Here is a 19,161-nt window from a genome sequence, read left to right as displayed (position 1 = left end):
CCGACCGAAACACCAGGAGAGACATGTCTGCACAGCAGCCACTGCGCCTCGCCGCCGTCCTCAACCCGGCGGCCGGCAGCGACGGCGAGCAGCTGATCGCGGCTCTGGCCTCGAGTGACGCGGCCCGGGTACGGGTCATCAGCACCACGGCGGCGGGCGACGCCGCCGACATCGCCTACAAGCTGGCGGCGGACGCCGAGCCCGTGGACGCCGTCGTCTCCGTGGGCGGCGACGGGACGGTCTTCGAGGTGGCCACCGGGCTGTGGCGGGCGCGCGAGGCCGGTGTGACGGCCGTACCGCCGCTGCTCGTCGCGCCGGGCGGGACGGGGAACTCCGTCTACCGCGGGCTGTGGAACGACGTGCCGTGGGAGGCCGTCGTCGGCCATGTGACCAGCGGGCGGGCACGGACCCGCAGCCTCGACCTCGCGCGGATCGAGCAGAACGATCAGATCGTGGTCCTCGGCTCGGGCAGCGGACTGTTCGCCCAGACCCTGGTGAAGGCGGCCGAACTGCCCGGCAGTGGGCGGCAGTTGCTGATGGACGCCGCCCTTGCCGCCATGATGGAGCACGTGCCCTATCAGGGCCGGATCGTGGTCGACGGGAAGGTCGTCCACGAGGGCGGTGTCGTGGAGACGATCGTGGGCGGCTTCCGCTACCGCGGCGGACTGCTGAACCTCGTGCCGCGGTCGATGCTGGACGACGGACTGCTCGACATCACGGTCGTCACGGACGAGGCCGACATGAACACCTTCGCGCACGCGACGCTGGCCGGCGACGTCTACGAGGTCCCGGGGATCCGGTGGGGGCGCGGCGAGCACGTCGTCGTCGAACGGGTCGACGGAGAGCCGCTGCTGTACGAGCACGACGGCGAGGTCATGCCGCGCACCGGGCCCGCCTGCGGCCTGCGGGTGCTCCCGGCCGCGCTGGACGTGCTCACCACACCTGAGACACCCGACTGGTTCCGGGAGGGATGAGCCATGGCACAGCACCGCCCGCAGCCGACGGCACCCGCGCCGAGCAGTGACGCCTGCCGCGACTACTACCGCAAGCTGACGGCCGGCGTCGCCGTGGTCACCGCCGGCGGAGCGGCGGGATGGTCGGCGTCGACCGTCAGCACCGTCACCAGTGTCTCCCTCGCACCGCCGGTCCTCCTGTGCTGCCTGTCGCGCGGCTCGGACACGCTCCAGGCCGTCCGGGACGCGGGACGCTTCGCCGTGCACATCCTGGCCGACGACCAGGCGGACGTGGCCGACCGCTGCAGCCGCCTGCCCGGCGGCAGCGCCCGCCTGACCGATCTGCGCCGGGCGGTCCGCGTGATCGACGGGGCCCCGGTGATCGCCGGCGCCCTGGCCGTGAGCTGGTGCGATCTGCACTCCACCGCGGAGGTCGGCGACCATGTCGTCGTCTACGGGCACCTCGTGTCCGTGGAGGTCGCCCAGGGGCGCCCGCTGCTGTGGCACGACCGGTCCTACCGCGCCCTCGACACCGGCCTCGGGGCGCTGGCCGGCAAGCCCTGACGACTCCAGAGCAGGACGACTCCAGAGCAGAAGGTGGAGCCCCAACCCCATGTCCAGCGACCCCATGCCCAGCGCAGCCGTGCCCGGCGCCGACGCGCCCGGTGACGCGATGTCCCTGACGGCCCGTCTCTCCGAGTGGGCGCACCGGGTGACGTACGACGACGTTCCGCCCCGCACGCGGCAGGCCGCGGTCAGTCAGCTGATCTCCGACGTGGCGGCGGTCCGCGCCTCCCTCGGCCATCCGGTGGGCCGGTCCCTGGTGGCCGCGTTCGGCCCGCCCCTCCAGGACGACGCGACGCGCTCGGCCTACGTCCTGTCCGCGCTCGCGACGGCCCTCGACTTCGACGAGGTCGCCTACGCCGGCCATGTCTCGGCCGGTGCCGTGAACGTCGCCGTGGCCGAGGCCAGGCGCGGGCGGCTGGACGGCAGGGCCCTGCTCACCACGATCGTCACGGCCAACGAGTGCGCGGCCCGCATCACCGCGGCGACCATCCTCAGCCCCTTCTTCCGGGGCCAGACCAACACGCACTGCCACCTGGCCAGTGCCGCGGCGGCCCGGCTGCGCGCGCGGGGCGCGGCACGGGAGGAGTGGACGGCCGCCCTGGGCCTGGCCCTCGGCATCCTCGCCGTTCCGCTGCACCACGGTGTGGTGACCAGCGACGTGAAGGCGTTCACCGCGGCGGCCCCGGTGCGCCTCGCCCTGGACGCCTGCGACGCGGCGGCCCACGGTCTCAGCGGCGCCGACGCGATCCTCGAACATCCCGAGGGCCTGCTCGCCCACCTCTCCGCGGTGCCCGTGCCCGAGACCGTGGACCGGCTGCTCGGGACCCGCTGGCACACCGACACCCTGACCTACAAGAAGTACCCGGGCAGCGCCTATCTGCACGCGGCCTTCGACTGCGCCGAGCGCCTGCACCGGCGCCTCGGCCCGGTCGGCGCCGAGCGGGTGCGGCGCGTCGTCGTGGACGGCTCGCTGCTGACCTGGCAGCTGGAACGCAAGGTGGCGGGCGACCTGCGCGGTCCTGACACCTCGGTGTCGGCGGCCACCCTGTCCGTCGGGTACGGGGTGGCGTCGCTGCTGCTGTCGGGCGCCTTCGGGGCACGGGACCTGGATCCCGTGGCACTGGGCGACAAGGAGCGCTGGGCGCTGGCCGACAAGGTGGCGGTCGAGCACGACATGGAGCTGTCGCTGCGCATGGCGGGGGCCACCTCGCCCCTCGGCGAGGCGTTGCGGCAGGCCGGCGAACGTGCCCTCGGCTGGCCCGAGCTGACGCGCTGGTGCGGTGCGGACGCCCCGCTCGTCCTCGACTCGCTGGGCGGGCCTGAGGACACCTTCGAGAACGCGACGATGGCGATCGGCGCGCGGGTCAGGGTCGAGCTCGCGGACGGGACCGTCGCGACCGAGGAGTGCGCCGCGTTCGCCGGCTCAGCGGGGGCCTCGACACGCGAGGAGCAGCGAGAGCTGGTACGGCGCAAGTTCCTGGGTACAGGGGGGTCGCCAGATGTCCTGGCCGCCCTGGAGGACATCGGATCGCTCGACGCGCGGGCGACGTCCAGGGCGCTGGAGAGGGCCCTGGACGTCACCGTGTGACACACCGGCACCGCGCCGCGCCGTGCCCCGTCAGGCGTCGGGGGCCCGGGAATCGTCGTGCGGTTCGAGACCCGAGAGGATCGTGCTCAGTTTGACGCGTGAGGTGATCGCGAGTTTCCGGAAGATGTTGCGCAGGTGGTAGTTGACGGTGTGCGGGGACAACCGCAGCTCCCGGGCGATCTGCTGGTTGGTCAGTCCCCGCGCCACATGCCGGGCGATCTCCAGCTCTCGCTGGGTGAGCGAGGCCAGCCGCTCGTGCGGGTCCTCCGTGGTGTCGTCCGCGCTCCGGGAGGGGGAAGGCGCTCTGCGGGGGCCCGTCTCGCCGGTCGGCGTGGCGAGCGGACCCCCTGGGCGGTGCCCCGCCGGCTCCGGCGGGGCGAACGGCCCGCGCTCGCCCGCCCCTCCCGGCCGCGCGGGTGCCCCGGTGCCCCCGAAGTCGAGAGCGGTGACGACATCGGGGCGCCGGCCCGGCGCGGCCGAGCGGGCGTACTCCGCCGCCGATTCGAGGATCGGCACGCCCGGATTGTTCCGGGCGAGGTACTCGACGGCCCGCAGCGCGCGGTCCGCGAGGACCTCGTCCCCGGCGGCGCGGGCCGTCGCCACCATCCAGGCGGCCCGCGCCGGGTCCTCCACGAGGCAGCCGGACGCGGTGGCCAGCAGCGGCCAGTGCGTGTGCATCAGCTCGACGGCCCTGCCAGGTCCGTCCTCGGCCGCGGCGAGCGCGATCTCGATGAAGGCGGCCCGGGCCACGGAGTCCGGATAGGCGTAGTAGTCGGTGCGCCGGTGGAATTCCGACAGCTCCCGCGCGGCCAGCTCCGGTTCGCCTCTCAGCAGGTGCGCCATGCCGGCCACGGAAAGGGCGAGCTTCACGCTGACGGCCGACCGCTGCTGGTCGCTGAGGGCGACCGCGACGGCGGCCCGGTCGATGGCGTCGCCGAATCGCCCCTCCTGGAGATCGAGCGTGGCGAGCAGGGCGTCCGGCAGCGAGTTGAAGGCCAGCAGCCCTCCGCCGTCGATGGTGCCCCGCATGTCCTGGATGATCCGGACCGCCTGCTGCGACACATGCAGGTCGATGAGCTTCTTCGCCAGCAGCAGCTCGGTGTAGAGCTTCCACATGGCGATCACGCCGTGGGACTTGTGCATCGCCGACTGGTTCAGCCACAGCCCCTCGGTCAGGTCGCCCTGATGCCATTTCTGCTGCGACCGTACGCACAGGCTGACCACTTCCAGGGGATCCGGATATCGACGGTCCTCGGTGCCCGGCGGTGTCCATTCCTCGATGTTCTCGCCGACCATGGAGCCGGTGAGGACACGGAATGCGACGATGTCGCGCTGGACCGACAGATCCGGATCCATCCCTCCGAGGGCCTCGTCCAGGAATTCAAGCGCCCCGCGAAGATTTCCCCTGACGAAACTTATCCGGGCCTGGTCGAGTTTTACCCTGGCGTCCTCGCTGAGATGTGCCGAGTGAAATGATCCGATGAGGTAGAGTGCGTCGCTCATAGAGGTCGGGTCGGACAGCATGCGGGAGTCCTCATGGTCTCCGCCCTGACGGTAGCTGCCTCCGCCCGTCCGTATGCCCCCCGTCACGGTCCACGCTCCTTCGCAATATACAGTGTTGAACTATGGGATCGGCCCCGGTCCAATCTCGGCAAAATCCCCGTCACGCATGTTTAGATGCGAAATCCTGGCACCGGTGCGGGGTCGGCTCCACCTATTTGTGGGCAGCCCCCACATGGCCATCGGGAAATGCTAAAGCGATCCGCCTCGGGCACCAAGCGTTACCCGCGAGTCACATGACAGCGTCAAGCATCGACGGATCGATTCCGGTCAATCAGCCGACTGGGAGCAACCAGAATTGTCGAATGCGCGATGGAGTTGTGACATGAGTGGTCAAAGCGGCGTAGACAAAACCACATATAGCGTGGCGAGTCGGCTGCCGGGCGGCCGGCATCGCCGATCGAGGCCCGCCTGATTCCAGCCGTATGAGTAGTTTCACACCCGAGGGCCCGCCCGGGCTTCCGGCCCGATCGGAGCGCTGGGGGTGGTGAGGGCGACCCGTTTCAGGTAGTGACGCTCCAGTAGCACCGGCCGGTAGGGAAGGGCCGAGTCACCCCGCGTCGCGGTGACGGAGGCACGTCTCAGGAAGCGTCGGAGCGGCTCGCGATGATCACGGTGGCGTCCAGTTCGTCGTCGGCGGCCACCCGCGCGAGCAGGCCGGCGCCGGTGGCGGCGGCCACGGCGCCGTCGGCCTGCCGCTGGCTCGTCTCGAACAGCAGGACGCCGCCCGGAGCCAGCCACCGGGCCGCCTCGGCGACGACGCGCCGCAGGACCTCAAGACCGTCCGCGCCGCCGTCGAGAGCCACCCGCGCCTCGTGGTCGCGGGCCTCGGCCGGAAGGAGCCCGATCTCCGTGGTGGGCACGTACGGGACGTTGGACAGCAGGACGTCCACGCGGCCCTTCAGCCCGGCGGGCAACGGCTCGAAGAGGTCCCCCTCGTAGACCGCGCCCCCGCCCGGGGTGACGTTGCGCCGGGCGCAGCGCACGGCGGCGGGGTCGACGTCCGAGGCGTACAGCTCGGCCTCGTCCAGGCGGGCGGCGAGCGCGACGCCCAGCGCGCCGGAGCCGCAGCACAGGTCGACGACGACCGCCCGTGCCGGAGCGAGCCGCGCGGCCTGCTGCACGAGCGCCTCGGTGCGCCGCCGGGGTACGAACACCTCGGCGTCCACCTCGATGCGCAGGCCGCAGAATTCCGCGTATCCGACGACGTGCTCCAGCGGCAGACCGACGACCCGGCGCTCCACCATTTCTTCGAGTTCGGCGGCATTGCCGGCCGCAGACATGATCATCTGCGCCTCGTCCTCCGCGAACACACATCCCGCGGTACGCAGGCGGGAGGCGATGGCGGATTCCGAGTGGTCCAGCGAGGGGATCGGCATGACGGCCTTTCGAACTGCGGATGATGCTGTGCGGTCACCGGAGCGGGCGGCCGAATATCTCAGCATTATCCGACGGGCCGATCCGGCCCCTCAACCTGGTGCCCCGAGCGTCCTGGTCGCCGGCGGTGCCCCTCGGCGCGTGCGCCCGCGGCACCCGCGCCCTCCCCTCGTCAGGCGCCGAAGACCTGGAACTCCGAGACCTGCCCGGCCGGCCAGCCGGTGTTGGCCGTGAAGGTGAGTCGTACGTAGCGGGTGGTGGCGGTGGCGGGGAGCGTGAGGGTCACGGTGTTCCCGGTCGCCGGGTCGAAGGTGCGGCCCGACGGGGCGAGAAGCTGGGCGAAGGTGCCGCCGTCCGTGCTCCCCTGGACGGAGAGGGTCTGGGTACGGGCGGCCCAGGCGGTGGCCGGGGGAAGGCGGAGCACGATCCGCCGGACGCCGGCCGGGGCGCCCAGATCTACCTGGACCCACTGCGGGAAGGCGTTGTTGGCGGATTCCCAGTAGGTGCCGGCGTCGCCGTCGGTCGTGTTGCCCGAGGCGTAGGTCTGGGTGTGGCTGCTCTCCGAGGTGGGGCGGTGGAGGGCGAGGTCGGTGGTGCCCGAAGGGGGGTCGGTGGTGACGGTGACCTGGCGGGAGGGCTGCGACACGTTTCCCGCCGCGTCGAAGGCGACGACGTCGAAGGTGTACGCGGTGGAGGCGGCGAGTCCGGTGACGGTGAACGCGACGGCGCCGGTGGTGCCCACCTGCGTACTGGTCGAGCCGGCCACCTGAAGGACGCGGTAGCCGGTCACGCCGACGTTGTCGGTCGAGGCGCTCCAGGCCAGCGAGACGGAGTCGGCGGTGTGCCCGGTGACGGTCAGGGCGCCCGGCGCGGCGGGCGGCGCGGTGTCGCCGCCGGCGGGGACGGTCGGCCGCGTGGGGCGGGTGGCGGTCAGCGCGATCTCGCCCTTGAGCATGCGGCCGCCGTCGCCGGTCAGGCGCAGGTAGTAGTCGGAGGAGCAGACGGTGCCGTCCTCGTCGAGGGCGAGGAAGCCGGAGTCGGCGGGCACCCAGTCCCGGGTCTCGGCGGTCTTGGCGATCTGGTTGCCCTCGTTGTACTCGTCGAACATCGAGATGTAGATGCCCTGCGCCCCGGCCCGCACCACGTTGTAGAACTGCCGCCACATGAAGTCGCCGTGCGCGCGCTGCCGGCCGGAGACGTCGCCGGGCAGGACACAGGGCTGGTAGTCGATGCCGTGGGCGTCGCAGTCGGCCTGGTCGGGGACGGTGTAGGCGGTGTAGGCGCTGTCGGCCTCGCTCACGTTGCCGATGGCGCCGACCATCCACGGCGAGATCATGTCGAAGGCGTGGTAGACACCGAGATAGCCGGGCCGTGAGCCCCCGGTGCCCGTCCGCCATTCGCGCGGGACGCCGCCGATGACGTAACAGCCCTGCCCCTTGAACCAGTTGACCACGTCGAGGCAGGCGTCGGCGGAGAAGGGGTGGTTGTCGTCGGCGAAGCCGAAGCCCCAGACGCAGACGACCGGCTTGCCGTTCTGCCGCGCGTACGCCGGGGACGCGGTGTGCGCGGACATCTTGTCCGTCCAGTCCGCCTTGATCTCGGACCGCATGTCCGTCCAGTTGGAGACGTCGTACATGAGGTAGAACTTCCGGCCGTACGACTCGGCGGCGGCGCGCACCTTGGCCGCCATGGCGTCGCGGGTGGGGCCTTCCCCGCCGGTGGGGTCGAAGCGCTGGAGTGCCGCGGTGTCGATGTCGTTCTGCTGCATCCACAGGAAGTGGGTGTTCACCGTCTGCTGGTCGTAGGAGGAGAACAGCCTGGCGGGCTGGCCGTTGCCCAGCGCCGCGTACGACGTCTGGTACGTGTGGGTGTACTCCCGCACATCGGGCCAGCAGCTGATGCCGGTGTTGGACGAGGACGGCGGCTGGCCCCAGTTCCGGGTCCAGTGCCACCAGCCGTTGACCGGCGCACCGTCGCCGACGCAGGCGAACCAGCCCTGGTAGCCGACGGTGACCTTGCCGACCACGTCGCCCGGCGGGCCGGCCGCCGACGCGGTCCGGGCGCGTACGGTCTCGGTCGCGCCCACGCTCCCCACCGCGGTGGCCGTGATCGCGGCCCTCAGGAAGACTCTGCGTGTGACACCCATCTGGACTCCTCTGGTCGAGCGGCCTGCGGCGGTCGGTGCCGCCGGACGCGCTCACGCCCGGCGGCACCCCGGGTCGGATCAGGTGTTCCAGACCTGCAACTCCGAGATCTGGCCGGCCGGCCAGCCGCTGTTCGCCGTGATGTTCACCCGGATGTACCGCTGGGTGGTCGCGGTGAACGTGAGGGTGACCGTGTTGCCGGTGGCGGGGTCGAAGGCGTAGGCGGCCGATGACTTGACGGTGGTGAAGGCGGTGCCGTCGGTGCTGCCCGACAGGGACAGCGTCTGGCTGCGGGCGCCCCAGGCCGCGGGGAGCTGGAGGACGACGCGGCCGGCGCTCTGCGCGGACCCGAGGTCCACCTGGACCCACTGGGGAAAGGCGTTGTTGGCGCTCTCCCAGTAGGAGCCCTGGTTGCCGTCCGTCACGTTCGACGACTGGTACACATCGGCGTGGCCGGACTCGGTGGTGGCCGCGCCGGCCGCCAGGTTCCTGCTCACCGTGCCGGCGCCGGTGCCGGTCAGCGAGACCGCGGTCGTGCCGTTCGACGCGTTGCTTGCGATGCTGAGTTCGCCGGTGCGGGTGCCGGACGCGGTGGGTCTGAACGTGACGTTCACCGTGCAGGAGGCGTTCGCCGCGATCGACGTCCCGCAGTTGTCGGTCTGCGAGAAGTCGCCGGTGACGGTGATGCCGGAGACGGTCGCGGCCGCGGTACCGGTGTTGGTCACCGTGATCGTCCGCGCACTGCTGGCGGTGTTGAGCGCCTGGGTGGGATACGACAGTGACGTCGGGCTGGCCGACAGGGTCGCGTCGGAGGCGCCGCCGTCACTGGGGAACACCTCGAAGTCCGACAACTGGGCCGCGTTCCAGCCGGTGTTGGCGGTGATGTTCACCCGCACGTATCGCGCCGTGGCGGCGCTGAACGTGATGGTCGCCGTGTTGTTGCCGGCGTCGGGGTCGAAGGTGTAGCCGGCCGATGCCTTGATCGTGGAGAAGCTGGAGCCGTCCGTGGATCCCTGCACCGACAGGGTCTGCGTGCGGGCCGACCAGGCCTTCGCCGGCGGGAGCCTGAGCACGACCTTGCCGACGCGGTAGTTCTGGCCGAGGTCGACCTGGGCCCACTGCGGGAACGACCCGTTCACGCTCTCCCAGTACGTCGACGCGTCCGGGTCGGTCAGGTTGGAGGCGACGTACGGGCTGGAGCTGGAACTCGCCGTCGCCGGCCGCCCGGCGGCCACGTCGGTGGTGCTGTCGATGCCGCTGCCGGCCAGGGAGACGACGGCCGGGCTGTTGTTGGCGTTGCTGGTGACGGTCAGGTTGCCGGTACGGGATCCGCCGGCGGTGGGCTTGAACCCGACGTTCACCGTGCAGGACGCGCCGACGGCGAGGCTGGCGCAGTTGTTGGTCTGGCTGAAGTCACCGGTCGCCGAGACGCCCGAGACGGTGGCCGGCGCGGTGCCCGAGTTCGTCACCTTCACCGTCTGCGCGGCGGCCGACGAGCCGACCACCGTACCGGCGAAGGACAGGCTCGCCGGGTCAGTGGCCAGCACCGGGCCCGGCGCGGTGCCGGTACCGGAGAGGCTGACCGTGTGGGTGAGGCCGCCCGCGTCGACGGTCAGAGCGCCGCTGCGGCTGCCGGTCGCGGTCGGCGTGAACCGCACACTGACGGTGCACGAGCCGTTCGCCGGGATCGACGAGCCGCAGGTGCTGGTCCGGGAGTAGTCGCCGCTGACGGAGATCGACGAGACGGACGCCGCGGTGTCGGCCGGGTTGGAGACCGTCACGGTCTGGGCGTCGCTCGTCGAACCGGTCGCGACGGAACCGAAGTTCAGCGCGCCGGGGGTGGCCGTCACGCCTTCGTCCGGGTAGGGCGGGTAGACCGGGGCCGGCCAGCCCCCGCAGTACGGCGTGCCGCCGATGCCGGAGTTGCCGCCGCCGTCGGTGACGGCGAAGTTGCCGCCCGAGCAGTTGTACACCGGCGACGCGTACCCGACGCCGGTCGCCGTGACATCGGTGAACTTGGCGGCGCCGCCGGTCTGCTCCTGCAGGGCGAAGGTTCCGGTGCCGGCGATGGTGACGTTGTCGAGGCTGACCCCGCTGATGGTGCCCTCGACCCACTGGACCGCCTCGTACGGACTCTGCTGGATCAGCGCGTCGGTCACCTTGACCGGGCCGGTGATCGCGCCCTGGCTGCCGTCGAACCACAGTGCGCCGACCCCGAACTGCCAGTTCGGGTCGAGGCTGCCGGCCCGGATCATCGTGTTGCCGGAGATCGTGGTGAGGCCGACCGGCGTCGACGTGAAGCGCTGCCCCACGTGGATGCCGCCGCCCTGGGCGAGGCCGGTGTCCACCACGCGGTTGCCGCTGACGGTGTTGTCGTGGCCGCCGTAGATCGCGATGGCGTTGGCGAGGATCTGAAGGGACACGGTGTTGTCGGAGATCGTGTCGTCGGCGTCGGCCCCGATACCGGAGTCCGCCCAGGTGGCGATGCCGTCGTCGCCGGTGTTGCGGATGTCGCTGTTGGTCACCTTCGAGTGGGTCACCGCGCCGTGGAAGTTGATGCCGTCCGCGGTGGTGTCACGGATGCGCATGCCGGTGAACGTCAGCCCGTCCATCGGCCCGTCCATCCAGGCGCCGACCTTCATGTGGTCGATCCACAGGCTGGACACGGTCGAGTCGCTCATGGCGCCGCCGATGCCGTTGACCTGGGCGCTGTCGTCGCGTTCCTGCACATTGCCGAAGATCGCGAAGTTCTGCAGGCGCACACCGGTGCTCGCCGAGGGTGCGGATCTGCCGTAGAAGCCGGGTGCCCTACCGGTGACGGTCGAGTACCACATGCCGGCGCCGGCGATCGTGACGTTGTTGACGCTGATGTGGCCGGGGATGTTGTAGGTGCCCGGCGGGATCCACACGGTGCCGCCGGGGCCTGCCGCGCTGATCGCGGCGTTGAACGCGCTGGTCGCGTCGGCCGCACCGGTCGGGTCGGCGCCCTTGCCGGTCACCGACACCGACCCCGAGGGCGCGGTCAGGGCGGCGCCGACCTGCTCGAAGTCGGCGAAGTCGATCGTGTACGAGGAGGCGCTGTCCCCCGCGTCGACCTGGAGCTTGAAGGTCGTTCCCGCCGGATACGTGGTGGAGAACAGACGGTGGGCCTCGTCGTAGAAGTGGTGCGGGTTGCTGCCCGGCGTGTTGGTGAAGGGGTAGCTGCCGTAGTACCAGCTGTAGGCGTTGGTCAGGGTGAAGTCGGGCTGCTTGGCGCCGTTGATGTACAGCGACAGCGCGGCGGTGTAGACCGAGCCGTTCGAGGTGTCGGGGATGCTGTAGCGGAAATTGATCGAGTTGGTCGCCACCGGCGTGGTGAACGTGACGTACTTGCCGGTGCCCTGCAGTGTCGTCGCCTTGCGGTACGACGCCTCGTCGGCCAGCTGGCCCTGGGTGTAACTGGGGCCGATGGGTGTGCCGTTGGTGGCGGAGTTCTCCGCCTGCACCTCGACGTACGGGAGGCTCGCGCCTCTGCCGCCGGTGGCGGTGGAGGCCGCCCAGGCGGGCTGGACTGCCAGAGCGACGACGCCGACGGCAGCCAGCATCGCGGTGCTGACCGCCCAGACGAGGGCGCGTCTCAGATCTCGGATGGAATGGAACACTTACCACTCCTTTCATCACGAAATGCCGGAACTATGCCGCTGACGCCGCCGGAGAGGGAGGGACGGGGCTCGAAGGGAGCGGGGGGAGACAGGGGCGGTATCGACGCGTGGGGGACCGTAATATCGCCGACATGGTGGCGCAAGAACTAGACAGAACATTGCAACAATAAAAATTGAGCCCGCAAGATCTCATGTGCCGCCTTCGGGTCGCGCGGGCCCGTACGGCGGCCGAGCAGCGCCTGTACCAGTCGGTGGCGCGGGCCGCGCACCGCGTGGACCCGCAGCTTGCGCCGCCGCCGAAGACGCTGCCGTCGTCCCCGAGGGCAAGCGGGGCTCGGAGCTGGAGCGGCTGCGCACGCCGTCGGTGAAGTCGAAAGGCACCGCGGTGGAGCGAGTCGAGGAGATCTCCGCGTTCGGGCTGGGGCGGGTGAACCTGTCGTCGGTGCCGGTGAACCGGCTGAACACGCTCGCGGGGTACGGGCAGCTGGCAAGGCGCAGACGATCGAGGGGGCGCCCGAGCCGCGGCAGACCGCCCTGCTGACGGCGGTAGTGCGCCAGCTGGAGGCGCACGGGGTCGACGACGCGCCGGACCTGTTCGCGTTACTGATGGCGAACCGGCTGATCAGCCCGGCCGTCCGGGCGTCGAACCGGGACCGCCTCGCGATGCTGCCGCAGTTGGAGAAGGCGGCCCGCATCCTGGCGAAGGCGTCGAAATCCTGACCGAGGAGCTGGACCTGGTCGCCGAGTCCGGAACGGACCTGGACGTCGGCGCGTTGTGGGTGGCGGTGGAGGAGGCCGTGCCGCGTACGGCGGTCGCCGGAGCCGTCGCGACCGTCGAGGCCCTGGTGCCCGAGGACAACGGGTCGGCCGAGGCGGCGATGCGAGAGAAGCTCGCGCTGCGCTACAACACCGTGCGCCCTCTCCTTTGGGCGAGTCCGACGTGCTGGACGCAGCCCTGGCCGGGCGCGCTCCAAGCCCGACGGCAGCAACACCCAGCGGCCCCGCTCGCCTCGCCCCCGCGGCGTCGAGCGGGGCCGTGCCGCTCACAACGGAGCAGGCAGACAGAGCTGGTGCGTGCCGCGGAATTATCACGCCGTGACAAGTGGAGCTGCCGCGGTCACCGCCACTCCGAGGACCAGGCCGGGGCAGTCCACCACCAAGTGGCGCTTGCGGCCGCCCAGCTTCTTCCCGCCGTCCCAGCCGGATGTGGAGCGCGGGATGTTCGCCGCGGCCCGCAGTTGCCGCTCTACCTGCGCAACCCCGCCACCAGCCGCGTCCTGGCCAAAATCCGGAGCAAGCGATGTGGACAGCACCCGCATCGAACTCCATAACCACAGTTGGAGTTCGTGATCCGGGAACTGCCGCATGGCTGACTTCTGTATGTCACCTGTGAAGTGACCACAAACAGCCTTCAACTCCCGTGCTCTCTCCCCGTAAGGTCCTGCATTTGTGCGGTAAATCGCACAGATGTTTGAACAGACTCACGGGGAAGGACACGAACCTTCGTGCATATACATCAACGCTGGTGGTCCCGCGCCGCTGTCGGTGCGGTACTGCTGACGCTGGCCGGTGTGATGCCGGCCAGCGCCACGTCGGCGCCCACGCCGGCCAACCGCCTGACCGCTCCTCCATCCGCGACGCCAGCAGCACGAGAGCAGCAGGTGCAGGGCTTGTCTGCTGCCTTAGCGGCGGCCGGCCCTGGCATCCCGCAATCGGGTAAGAACCCTGAAGCCGGGCCCAGTTTTGAAAAGTCCGACGGCAAGTGGCAGGTGCGGGCGACCGAGGCAGTGCTGCGGAACACTGTCACCGACCCTGACGGTGACAACGCGGACCTGACCTTCGACGTGTGGACAGTCAACGCCGACGGCTCACCGAAGGCCCACGTCGACACCACCAACGCCAACTCCTACGGCACCCCGGTGTCGCCCTACGTCAAGTCCGGTGAGAAAGCCTCCGTCACCATCGGCTACGGCTTCCTGCACCCCGGCTGGACGTACGTGTTCCGCACGTCCGCCTATGACGGTGCCCACTATGAGCGGGAGTGGTCCCCCTGGGCGACGTTCACCGTCGCGCCGTACGTGACGTTCCCCGCGGCCCAGTCCTCGTCCTCGATCGACTCGAAGGCGCAGAAGCCGCAGCGGGTGACGCGTACCCTGCCGGGCACCTTCGTTCCCATCCCGCTGACGAAGAACAACCAGCCAAAATCATCGTGCGGCAAGCCGGACTCCAAGGGACAGAAGCTCTGCTGGCAATTCCGCAAGCCCAGCCAGAAGCATGGCCTGACGAAGCCCGCTGCCCCTCTGCCCGGGTCGCAGTACGACCTGCTGCCGTGGTGCGAGTCCATGCCCAAGAACGACGACTATCTGACGCGCACCGACGCATGCATGCGTGATCTCGGTCAGGGAACGCTCATCTTCACTGACACGGAGCCGGGCAAGCCTCCGATCGGCAAAGCGGTGTTCGAGTTCGAGCAGCGAATCAAGGCGTACCCGTCGAAGAAGGAGGGAGGCGGCGACAGCGCCGAGTTCGACCAGCAGATCCTGATCATTCCGGTTCAGATCGATCCGCAGTTGCAGGTCGTGCGCATGAAGTGGCGCATCGGCAGCGACTGCACGAGCTGCGTCACGTCGCAGCCCATCTGGCAGGACAGCTACGGTGCCGGCAGGTCGGAGGCGTTCTTCACACCCGCCCCGACCGACATGGGCAAACCGCTCTTCGGCACTGTACAGACGCGGTGGGCCGGAACGGGCAAGGAAACCATCGACCTGGGCTGGAAGGTCGAAGCCAGTGTGGACGCCGGCGGCAATCTCGCCATCGCCGACTTCGGCGGCAGCGGCGTCGACACCTCCCGCGAACTCGCACCCCGCTGCGATGACCTGCTCAAAAACATCGCTCCGGGCTGCGTGATGTGGAACTTCAAGCCCACCTGGACGATCGACACCAACACGTACCCGGCTGCCGGCGCCTACTACTGGCTCATGCAGGAACGCATGACCGACCACGCCGGGGCCCCTCGTTGGGACTCGCTCCTTCACTATCTCGGTCCTGACACGAGCGTGAAGAACTCCAGCGGACTTCCCTGGACGTCCGACGACTCACGCAATCCCATCTGCAGGAAGAAGTGGAACCCGCACAAGGTCCCCGCATCGGTCGGAACCACCAGCTGTGACGAGTACGCCATGGCGTCCACCCATGAATCGGGCGGTTTCCCCAAGTCGCCCGACAAGGTGACGGACGGGTCGCAGTGCGCCCAGCTCTACACCGACGCCGTGTCCGGCGGCAACACCGCTTTTGGAATGCTGGCAGATGTCGGGCAGCAGCCCAAGGGCATGTCCACTCACGAAAAATGCGGCCGAGCCAACCTTCCGGCGGACCAGAACAGCGGTGCCTTCCGGGGCTATCCCGTTCCTGACTGGCGCATGCTCGACGACGACAGCTTCTTTGTCGACACTCCTGGTTTCGATCACTGCAAAAAGGGTGTCGTCACGTGTGACTGGCAAAAGATCGGATAACGCCACCCAAGCATGAAGGGGCGGGAGAACGCACAGTCGGCGTTCTCCCGCGCTCCGCTATCCCACCGGACGCCAGTCCTCGTCCCCGTACGCACCGGACTCCCACACGAGAGCGCCACCCAGCAGACCGGGCCTGTCCTGGGAGAGGCCGGGATACTCCAGAGCATCCGCCAGCCCCTCCAGATACGTCACCAGCGAGTCCTGCGGGTCGTCGGGACCAGGCGGGACGTATGTCTCGCGCGTCCACCGCCACAGCAGTCCCGTCCCAGCGTCGAGATACGTGCCGTACAGCGTGTCGTACGCGCTGGACGAGAACACCGGGATCCACCTCGGCTGCCACACGATCACGTCGCCCTCACCAGGCACACCGGGCACCTCGTACCCGGCGTCGAACTCCGCTTGCGCCTCCATCTGCGAGCGGTAGTGGTTGACCACCTCATCCAGGCCGAGCAGCGCAGCGTTCCTCTGCCACGGCCCACTACCCTCCACGTTCCCGCCCGAGACGAGCCCCCACAGCGTCCGCAGCTCGACCGGCATCCCGAACCCCAACGCGGTTTCCACAGCGGCGATCTGTTCGTCAGACGCTCCCGGACCGAGCGCAGCGTACGTGGCCGGTGCGTGTGCCCCGAGCCATCGTTCGATCCGACGCCATGCATCCGCTATCTGCCGTGCCGCTGTCTCCTCGGTCATGGCCGGCAGCGTAGCGTCCCCCCGCTTCCCCAACATCGCGGTGCGGCCGACGTGCCCTGCTCCTGCCGGAAGCCCGGCGGCCTCGGCCGACCCGTCGACCTCTGGCACCAGGGCCTCCACCGTCGCGACGGCCCCGGCCACCGCCGTACGCGGCACGGCCTCCTCCACCGCCGCCCACGGTGCGGCCACGTCCAGGTCCGCATCGTGCTCGGCGACCAGGTCCAGCTCACGGTTGAGGATCTTCGACGCCTTCGCCAGGATGCGCACCGCCTTCTCCAACTGCGGCAGCATCGCCAGCCGCTCCCGCTCCGGGGCCCGCCGGCCGGGCTGATCAGCCGGTTCGCCATCAGCACCGCGAACAGGTCGAGCGCGTCATCGACTGCCTGTGCCTCCAGCCGGCCACGCCTCCTGGCAGATGCAGGAGCACTGCTCGCGCATCGCCGAGGAGACGCTCCGCCGGGAGTACGGAGAGAAGTACGAGGTCCGCTTCAACCTCAAGGGCGAGGCCGTCAAGATCCACCGCGACAGCGACCTGTCCGGCGTCGAGTGGCTGGCCGAGAAGATCGGGCGCCGCCTCCACGCGGTCGGGGGCGGCTGGTGCGGACGGCACATCTCACGTCCCTGCCCCAAGACCGCCGCCGACGGCTACTTCTGCGACGACTTCCAGAGCGACCGGCAGTTCCTACCCATCCACCGCGACACCCTCGCCCGAACCGTCCTACTGCAAGCCGACGCCGCGGACGCCGGCCGCTCCCGCGCTGTCGACGTGAACGCACGGCTGGCCACGGCCGTCGAGCACCTCATCGCGCGCCTCACCTACCAGGAACATGACGCGCTGTCCCCGGTGTCCGACGGCCTCCACGACGGCCTCTCCGGCGGCCGGAGCGAGACAGAGAGGGCGGAAGATGCGAGCTGACAACTCGCCTCACCCGGCCGCGCAACAGCGCCGACTGGACTGCATCGCGCGTGTCCGGGCTGTCCTGGAGGCCCTGGAATGCGATGGCGGAGCGGTCACCGTGGCCGGCGTCGCCGCCCGGGCCGGCGTCTCCCGGACCTTTCTCTACGACGCGGCCCGGACGACGCTGCCGGCCAGGCTGCGAGACCTCGCGACCAAGCAGCCCGCCACCGGGCGACCGGCCTTGCCCGACCACCAGCGGATCAGCACCAAGTCACACGAACCGGTGGTACGAGCGCTCCGGGAAGCCAACCGAAAACTGCACGTGGAGAACGAGCGGCTCCGCAACGAACTCGCCGTGGCCCTCGGACAGCTCCGCGACCTCCGTCGAGGCCTCGGCTCCTCCGTGTGAACCGAGTCCGTCAGCTTGGCCGCCAACGTCGATCAGATCGGGAGTCCTCACAGATCCGAGGCGTCAATCCAACAGATCGTCGCCACCAGGTCGGGATCCTTGTCAGTTGCCTCGGCTGCCAGAAGTGCCCAGTCCCTGCATTCGGTCACGATCCGAGCCCAGGGCAACTGGCGGTCGACGTCCCAGTCGATGCCTGGACCCCGACGCCAGAAGGCCTCGTTGTTCGGCTTGATCTGCCACACCTGGAAATAGAGCACCGCCTGACCGTGAGCGGCAAGATCCTCAATGACCTCAGCAAGCTGAGCCGTCGGCCATGCCGGGTCCAGGTTCCCGAGCGACGCCCGCAGCGCAGCAGCCCGGGGCGGGATCACGATCTCGCGGGCGCCGAAATCCGTCAGCGCCCGGCGAAGTGCCTCTCCTTCGCTGTCATCGGGGGCCTCCCCTCGCTTCCGGAAGGCCTCATAGGCTCGTTGAAGATCGGGCACGGCGTGCTGGATCTCCAGATCCGCCAAGGCTTCGGCCGCCCATTGGCGAACCGTGGCGTTCTCGCTGTCCAGCAGGCCGATCAGCACGTCCCCCGGCCGCGGGTCCTTCAGCGCAGTGAAGACCTCAATGGCGCAGAGCCGCCCGAACGCCCCCAGGTGAGGCACGGCCGCGATCAACTCGTCCAGCACCTCTGGCCCCATTGCGATCAACTCATGCTGGGCGTCTTCCGCCACTTCACTCGAATCCGCATCGAGCTCGCCAACCCGCTGAGCAATCGTGCCGTCCATGGCCAGGGAGTCTGGCCGATGTCATCCACGGTGACCAGTCAATAAGCCATCAAGTCATCTGACCAGCGACGCAACGCACCTGACACCTCATCAGAACGAGCGTCAAACGAGCGTCGCGAGCGTCACATCAGCGTCAAGATATCGCCCGCAACACACGTAATAAGCACACCTAAAACGGTAGTCAGGCGCCCTTCCCAACAGGCTCCAGAATCGCCACGCACTCCACATGATGCGTCATCGAAAAGCTATCGGATTGAGCAAGTCTCGGAAAGTCGCAGGTCAGAGGCTATTTCTCGGCTCGTTATCCAGTCGGCAGGAGCCCAGAGCGTCAAACGAGCGTCATGACGCACAGCACCTCCCTCCTCTCCGGAACGGAACAGGTTGCCACAGCCAAGTGGCCCAGCAGGGCCCATTGGCTCGGCAGGCGCGCTTGTGGGCTTTCGGGCTGACCGGCTGGCGCACCCGATGAAGCCGGGCCCTCTGCAATCCATCGACAACGCTAGTACTGCAACGGTGTTTTTTCTGATGGTGGGGCAGGTTCGGGTGGTGTGTGGCCGCGTCGTTGGTAGTGGCTGATCCGGGCTGGTGCTGTCGTCGGCGACGCCAGTGGGACCAGTGCAGGACGTGGTCGAGCGAGGGTGGCCGGCGGTGGGTGAGGCGGTGGATCAGGCGTCTGAGTTCGGGGAGGCTGAGGGGGACGAGGCCGGAGGATCCGTTTCTGCTTTCCCGGCGTCGAGCTCGCGGGCCCGCAGGTCGGTCAGGCAGGCGTGGGCGGCCATGGCCAGGGTCATGTGGCGGTGCCAGCCGGGATAACGTCGGACCAGGTAGTCGTCCAGACCGCATTCCTGCTTCGCGGTCTGGAAGCATTCTTCGACAGCCCACCGGGCGCCGGCGACATGAATGAGCTGGTCGAGTGTGGTGTCTGCGGGGCAGTAGGCGATGTAGTAGGAGATGTCCTCGGGCCTGCGGACACTGCGGCGGGCGATCACCCAGTGCCGGCGGTCCTCCCGGTGCCAGGGCCGGACCTCGACCCGTGCCCAGTCGAACAC

General features: G+C 69.5%; 13 protein-coding genes and 2 pseudogenes. 7 read left to right on the top strand and 8 right to left on the bottom strand.

Translation table 11 applies throughout. The annotated features are described in order from the left end of the window. Positions 1-23: 23 nt before the first annotated feature. From ACF073_RS04660 to ACF073_RS04650, 3 genes are read left to right on the top strand one after another with little or no spacing between them, the layout of a single operon-like run. A complete protein-coding gene (locus tag ACF073_RS04660; RefSeq protein ID WP_392066890.1) occupies positions 24-974 on the top strand; it encodes a diacylglycerol/lipid kinase family protein in 951 nt (316 codons plus the stop codon). A 3-nt stretch (positions 975-977) separates the two neighbouring features. Beyond that, positions 978-1,517, top strand: a complete 540-nt coding sequence (locus ACF073_RS04655; RefSeq protein WP_392066889.1) for a flavin reductase family protein — start codon at positions 978-980, stop codon at positions 1,515-1,517. 49 nt (positions 1,518-1,566) lie between these two features. Further along, entirely contained in the window at positions 1,567-3,108 is a 1,542-nt protein-coding gene (locus tag ACF073_RS04650) for an MmgE/PrpD family protein (RefSeq protein WP_392066888.1), read from the top strand. Positions 3,109-3,138: 30 nt separating this feature from the next. Here ACF073_RS04650 and ACF073_RS04645 read toward each other — a convergent pair whose 3' ends face one another. The 4 genes from ACF073_RS04645 to ACF073_RS04630 all read right to left on the bottom strand — a co-directional run bounded on the left by ACF073_RS04645 (position 3,139) and on the right by ACF073_RS04630 (position 11,830). After that, positions 3,139-4,611: a LuxR C-terminal-related transcriptional regulator gene (locus ACF073_RS04645; protein ID WP_392066887.1), complete on the bottom strand. Its 1,473-nt coding sequence runs from the start codon at positions 4,609-4,611 to the stop codon at positions 3,139-3,141. A 638-nt stretch (positions 4,612-5,249) separates the two neighbouring features. Continuing rightward, positions 5,250-6,047, bottom strand: a complete 798-nt coding sequence (locus tag ACF073_RS04640) for a putative protein N(5)-glutamine methyltransferase (RefSeq protein ID WP_392066886.1) — start codon at positions 6,045-6,047, stop codon at positions 5,250-5,252. A gap of 170 nt (positions 6,048-6,217) precedes the next feature. Next, positions 6,218-8,191, bottom strand: coding sequence for a discoidin domain-containing protein (locus tag ACF073_RS04635; RefSeq protein WP_392066885.1), 1,974 nt, complete (start codon positions 8,189-8,191; stop codon positions 6,218-6,220). 78 nt (positions 8,192-8,269) lie between these two features. Further along, entirely contained in the window at positions 8,270-11,830 is a 3,561-nt protein-coding gene (locus tag ACF073_RS04630) for a choice-of-anchor D domain-containing protein (RefSeq protein WP_392066884.1), read from the bottom strand. Between the two features lie 549 nt (positions 11,831-12,379). On the opposite strand from ACF073_RS04630, the gene ACF073_RS04625 reads away from it, so the two are divergent. After that, positions 12,380-12,550, top strand: coding sequence for a hypothetical protein (locus tag ACF073_RS04625; protein ID WP_392066883.1), 171 nt, complete (start codon positions 12,380-12,382; stop codon positions 12,548-12,550). 389 nt (positions 12,551-12,939) lie between these two features. Here the strand turns inward: ACF073_RS04625 and ACF073_RS04620 are convergent. Beyond that, positions 12,940-13,032 (bottom strand): annotated as a pseudogene (locus tag ACF073_RS04620) (IS5/IS1182 family transposase); the annotation flags it as partial. 303 nt (positions 13,033-13,335) lie between these two features. Between ACF073_RS04620 and ACF073_RS04615 the strand changes: the two are divergent. Then, entirely contained in the window at positions 13,336-15,342 is a 2,007-nt protein-coding gene (locus tag ACF073_RS04615; protein WP_392066882.1) for a hypothetical protein, read from the top strand. 57 nt (positions 15,343-15,399) lie between these two features. On the opposite strand, the gene ACF073_RS04610 is transcribed toward ACF073_RS04615, so the two are convergent. Next, on the bottom strand, positions 15,400-16,323 hold the full coding sequence (locus ACF073_RS04610) for an SMI1/KNR4 family protein (protein WP_392066881.1): 924 nt from the start codon (positions 16,321-16,323) through the stop codon (positions 15,400-15,402). A 94-nt stretch (positions 16,324-16,417) separates the two neighbouring features. On the opposite strand from ACF073_RS04610, the gene ACF073_RS04605 reads away from it, so the two are divergent. Then, a complete protein-coding gene (locus tag ACF073_RS04605; protein ID WP_392066880.1) occupies positions 16,418-16,948 on the top strand; it encodes a hypothetical protein in 531 nt (176 codons plus the stop codon). Beyond that, entirely contained in the window at positions 16,938-17,339 is a 402-nt protein-coding gene (locus tag ACF073_RS04600) for a DUF6262 family protein (RefSeq protein WP_392066879.1), read from the top strand. The genes ACF073_RS04605 and ACF073_RS04600 overlap by 11 nt, the downstream gene beginning before the upstream one ends. 47 nt (positions 17,340-17,386) lie before the next feature. On the opposite strand, the gene ACF073_RS04595 is transcribed toward ACF073_RS04600, so the two are convergent. Both ACF073_RS04595 and ACF073_RS04590 read right to left on the bottom strand, forming a co-directional pair. After that, positions 17,387-18,112, bottom strand: a complete 726-nt coding sequence (locus ACF073_RS04595) for a HEAT repeat domain-containing protein (RefSeq protein WP_392066878.1) — start codon at positions 18,110-18,112, stop codon at positions 17,387-17,389. Positions 18,113-18,777: 665 nt separating this feature from the next. Then, positions 18,778-19,161, bottom strand: a pseudogene (locus ACF073_RS04590) (IS701 family transposase); the annotation flags it as partial.

The sequence above is a fragment of the Streptomyces sp. NPDC015171 genome (assembly GCF_043079545.1).
In the GTDB taxonomy this organism is placed as follows: Bacteria; Actinomycetota; Actinomycetes; order Streptomycetales; family Streptomycetaceae; genus Streptomyces.
Note: the sequence above shows the minus strand (reverse complement) of the source record. Positions and strands in the feature narration are given on the sequence as shown.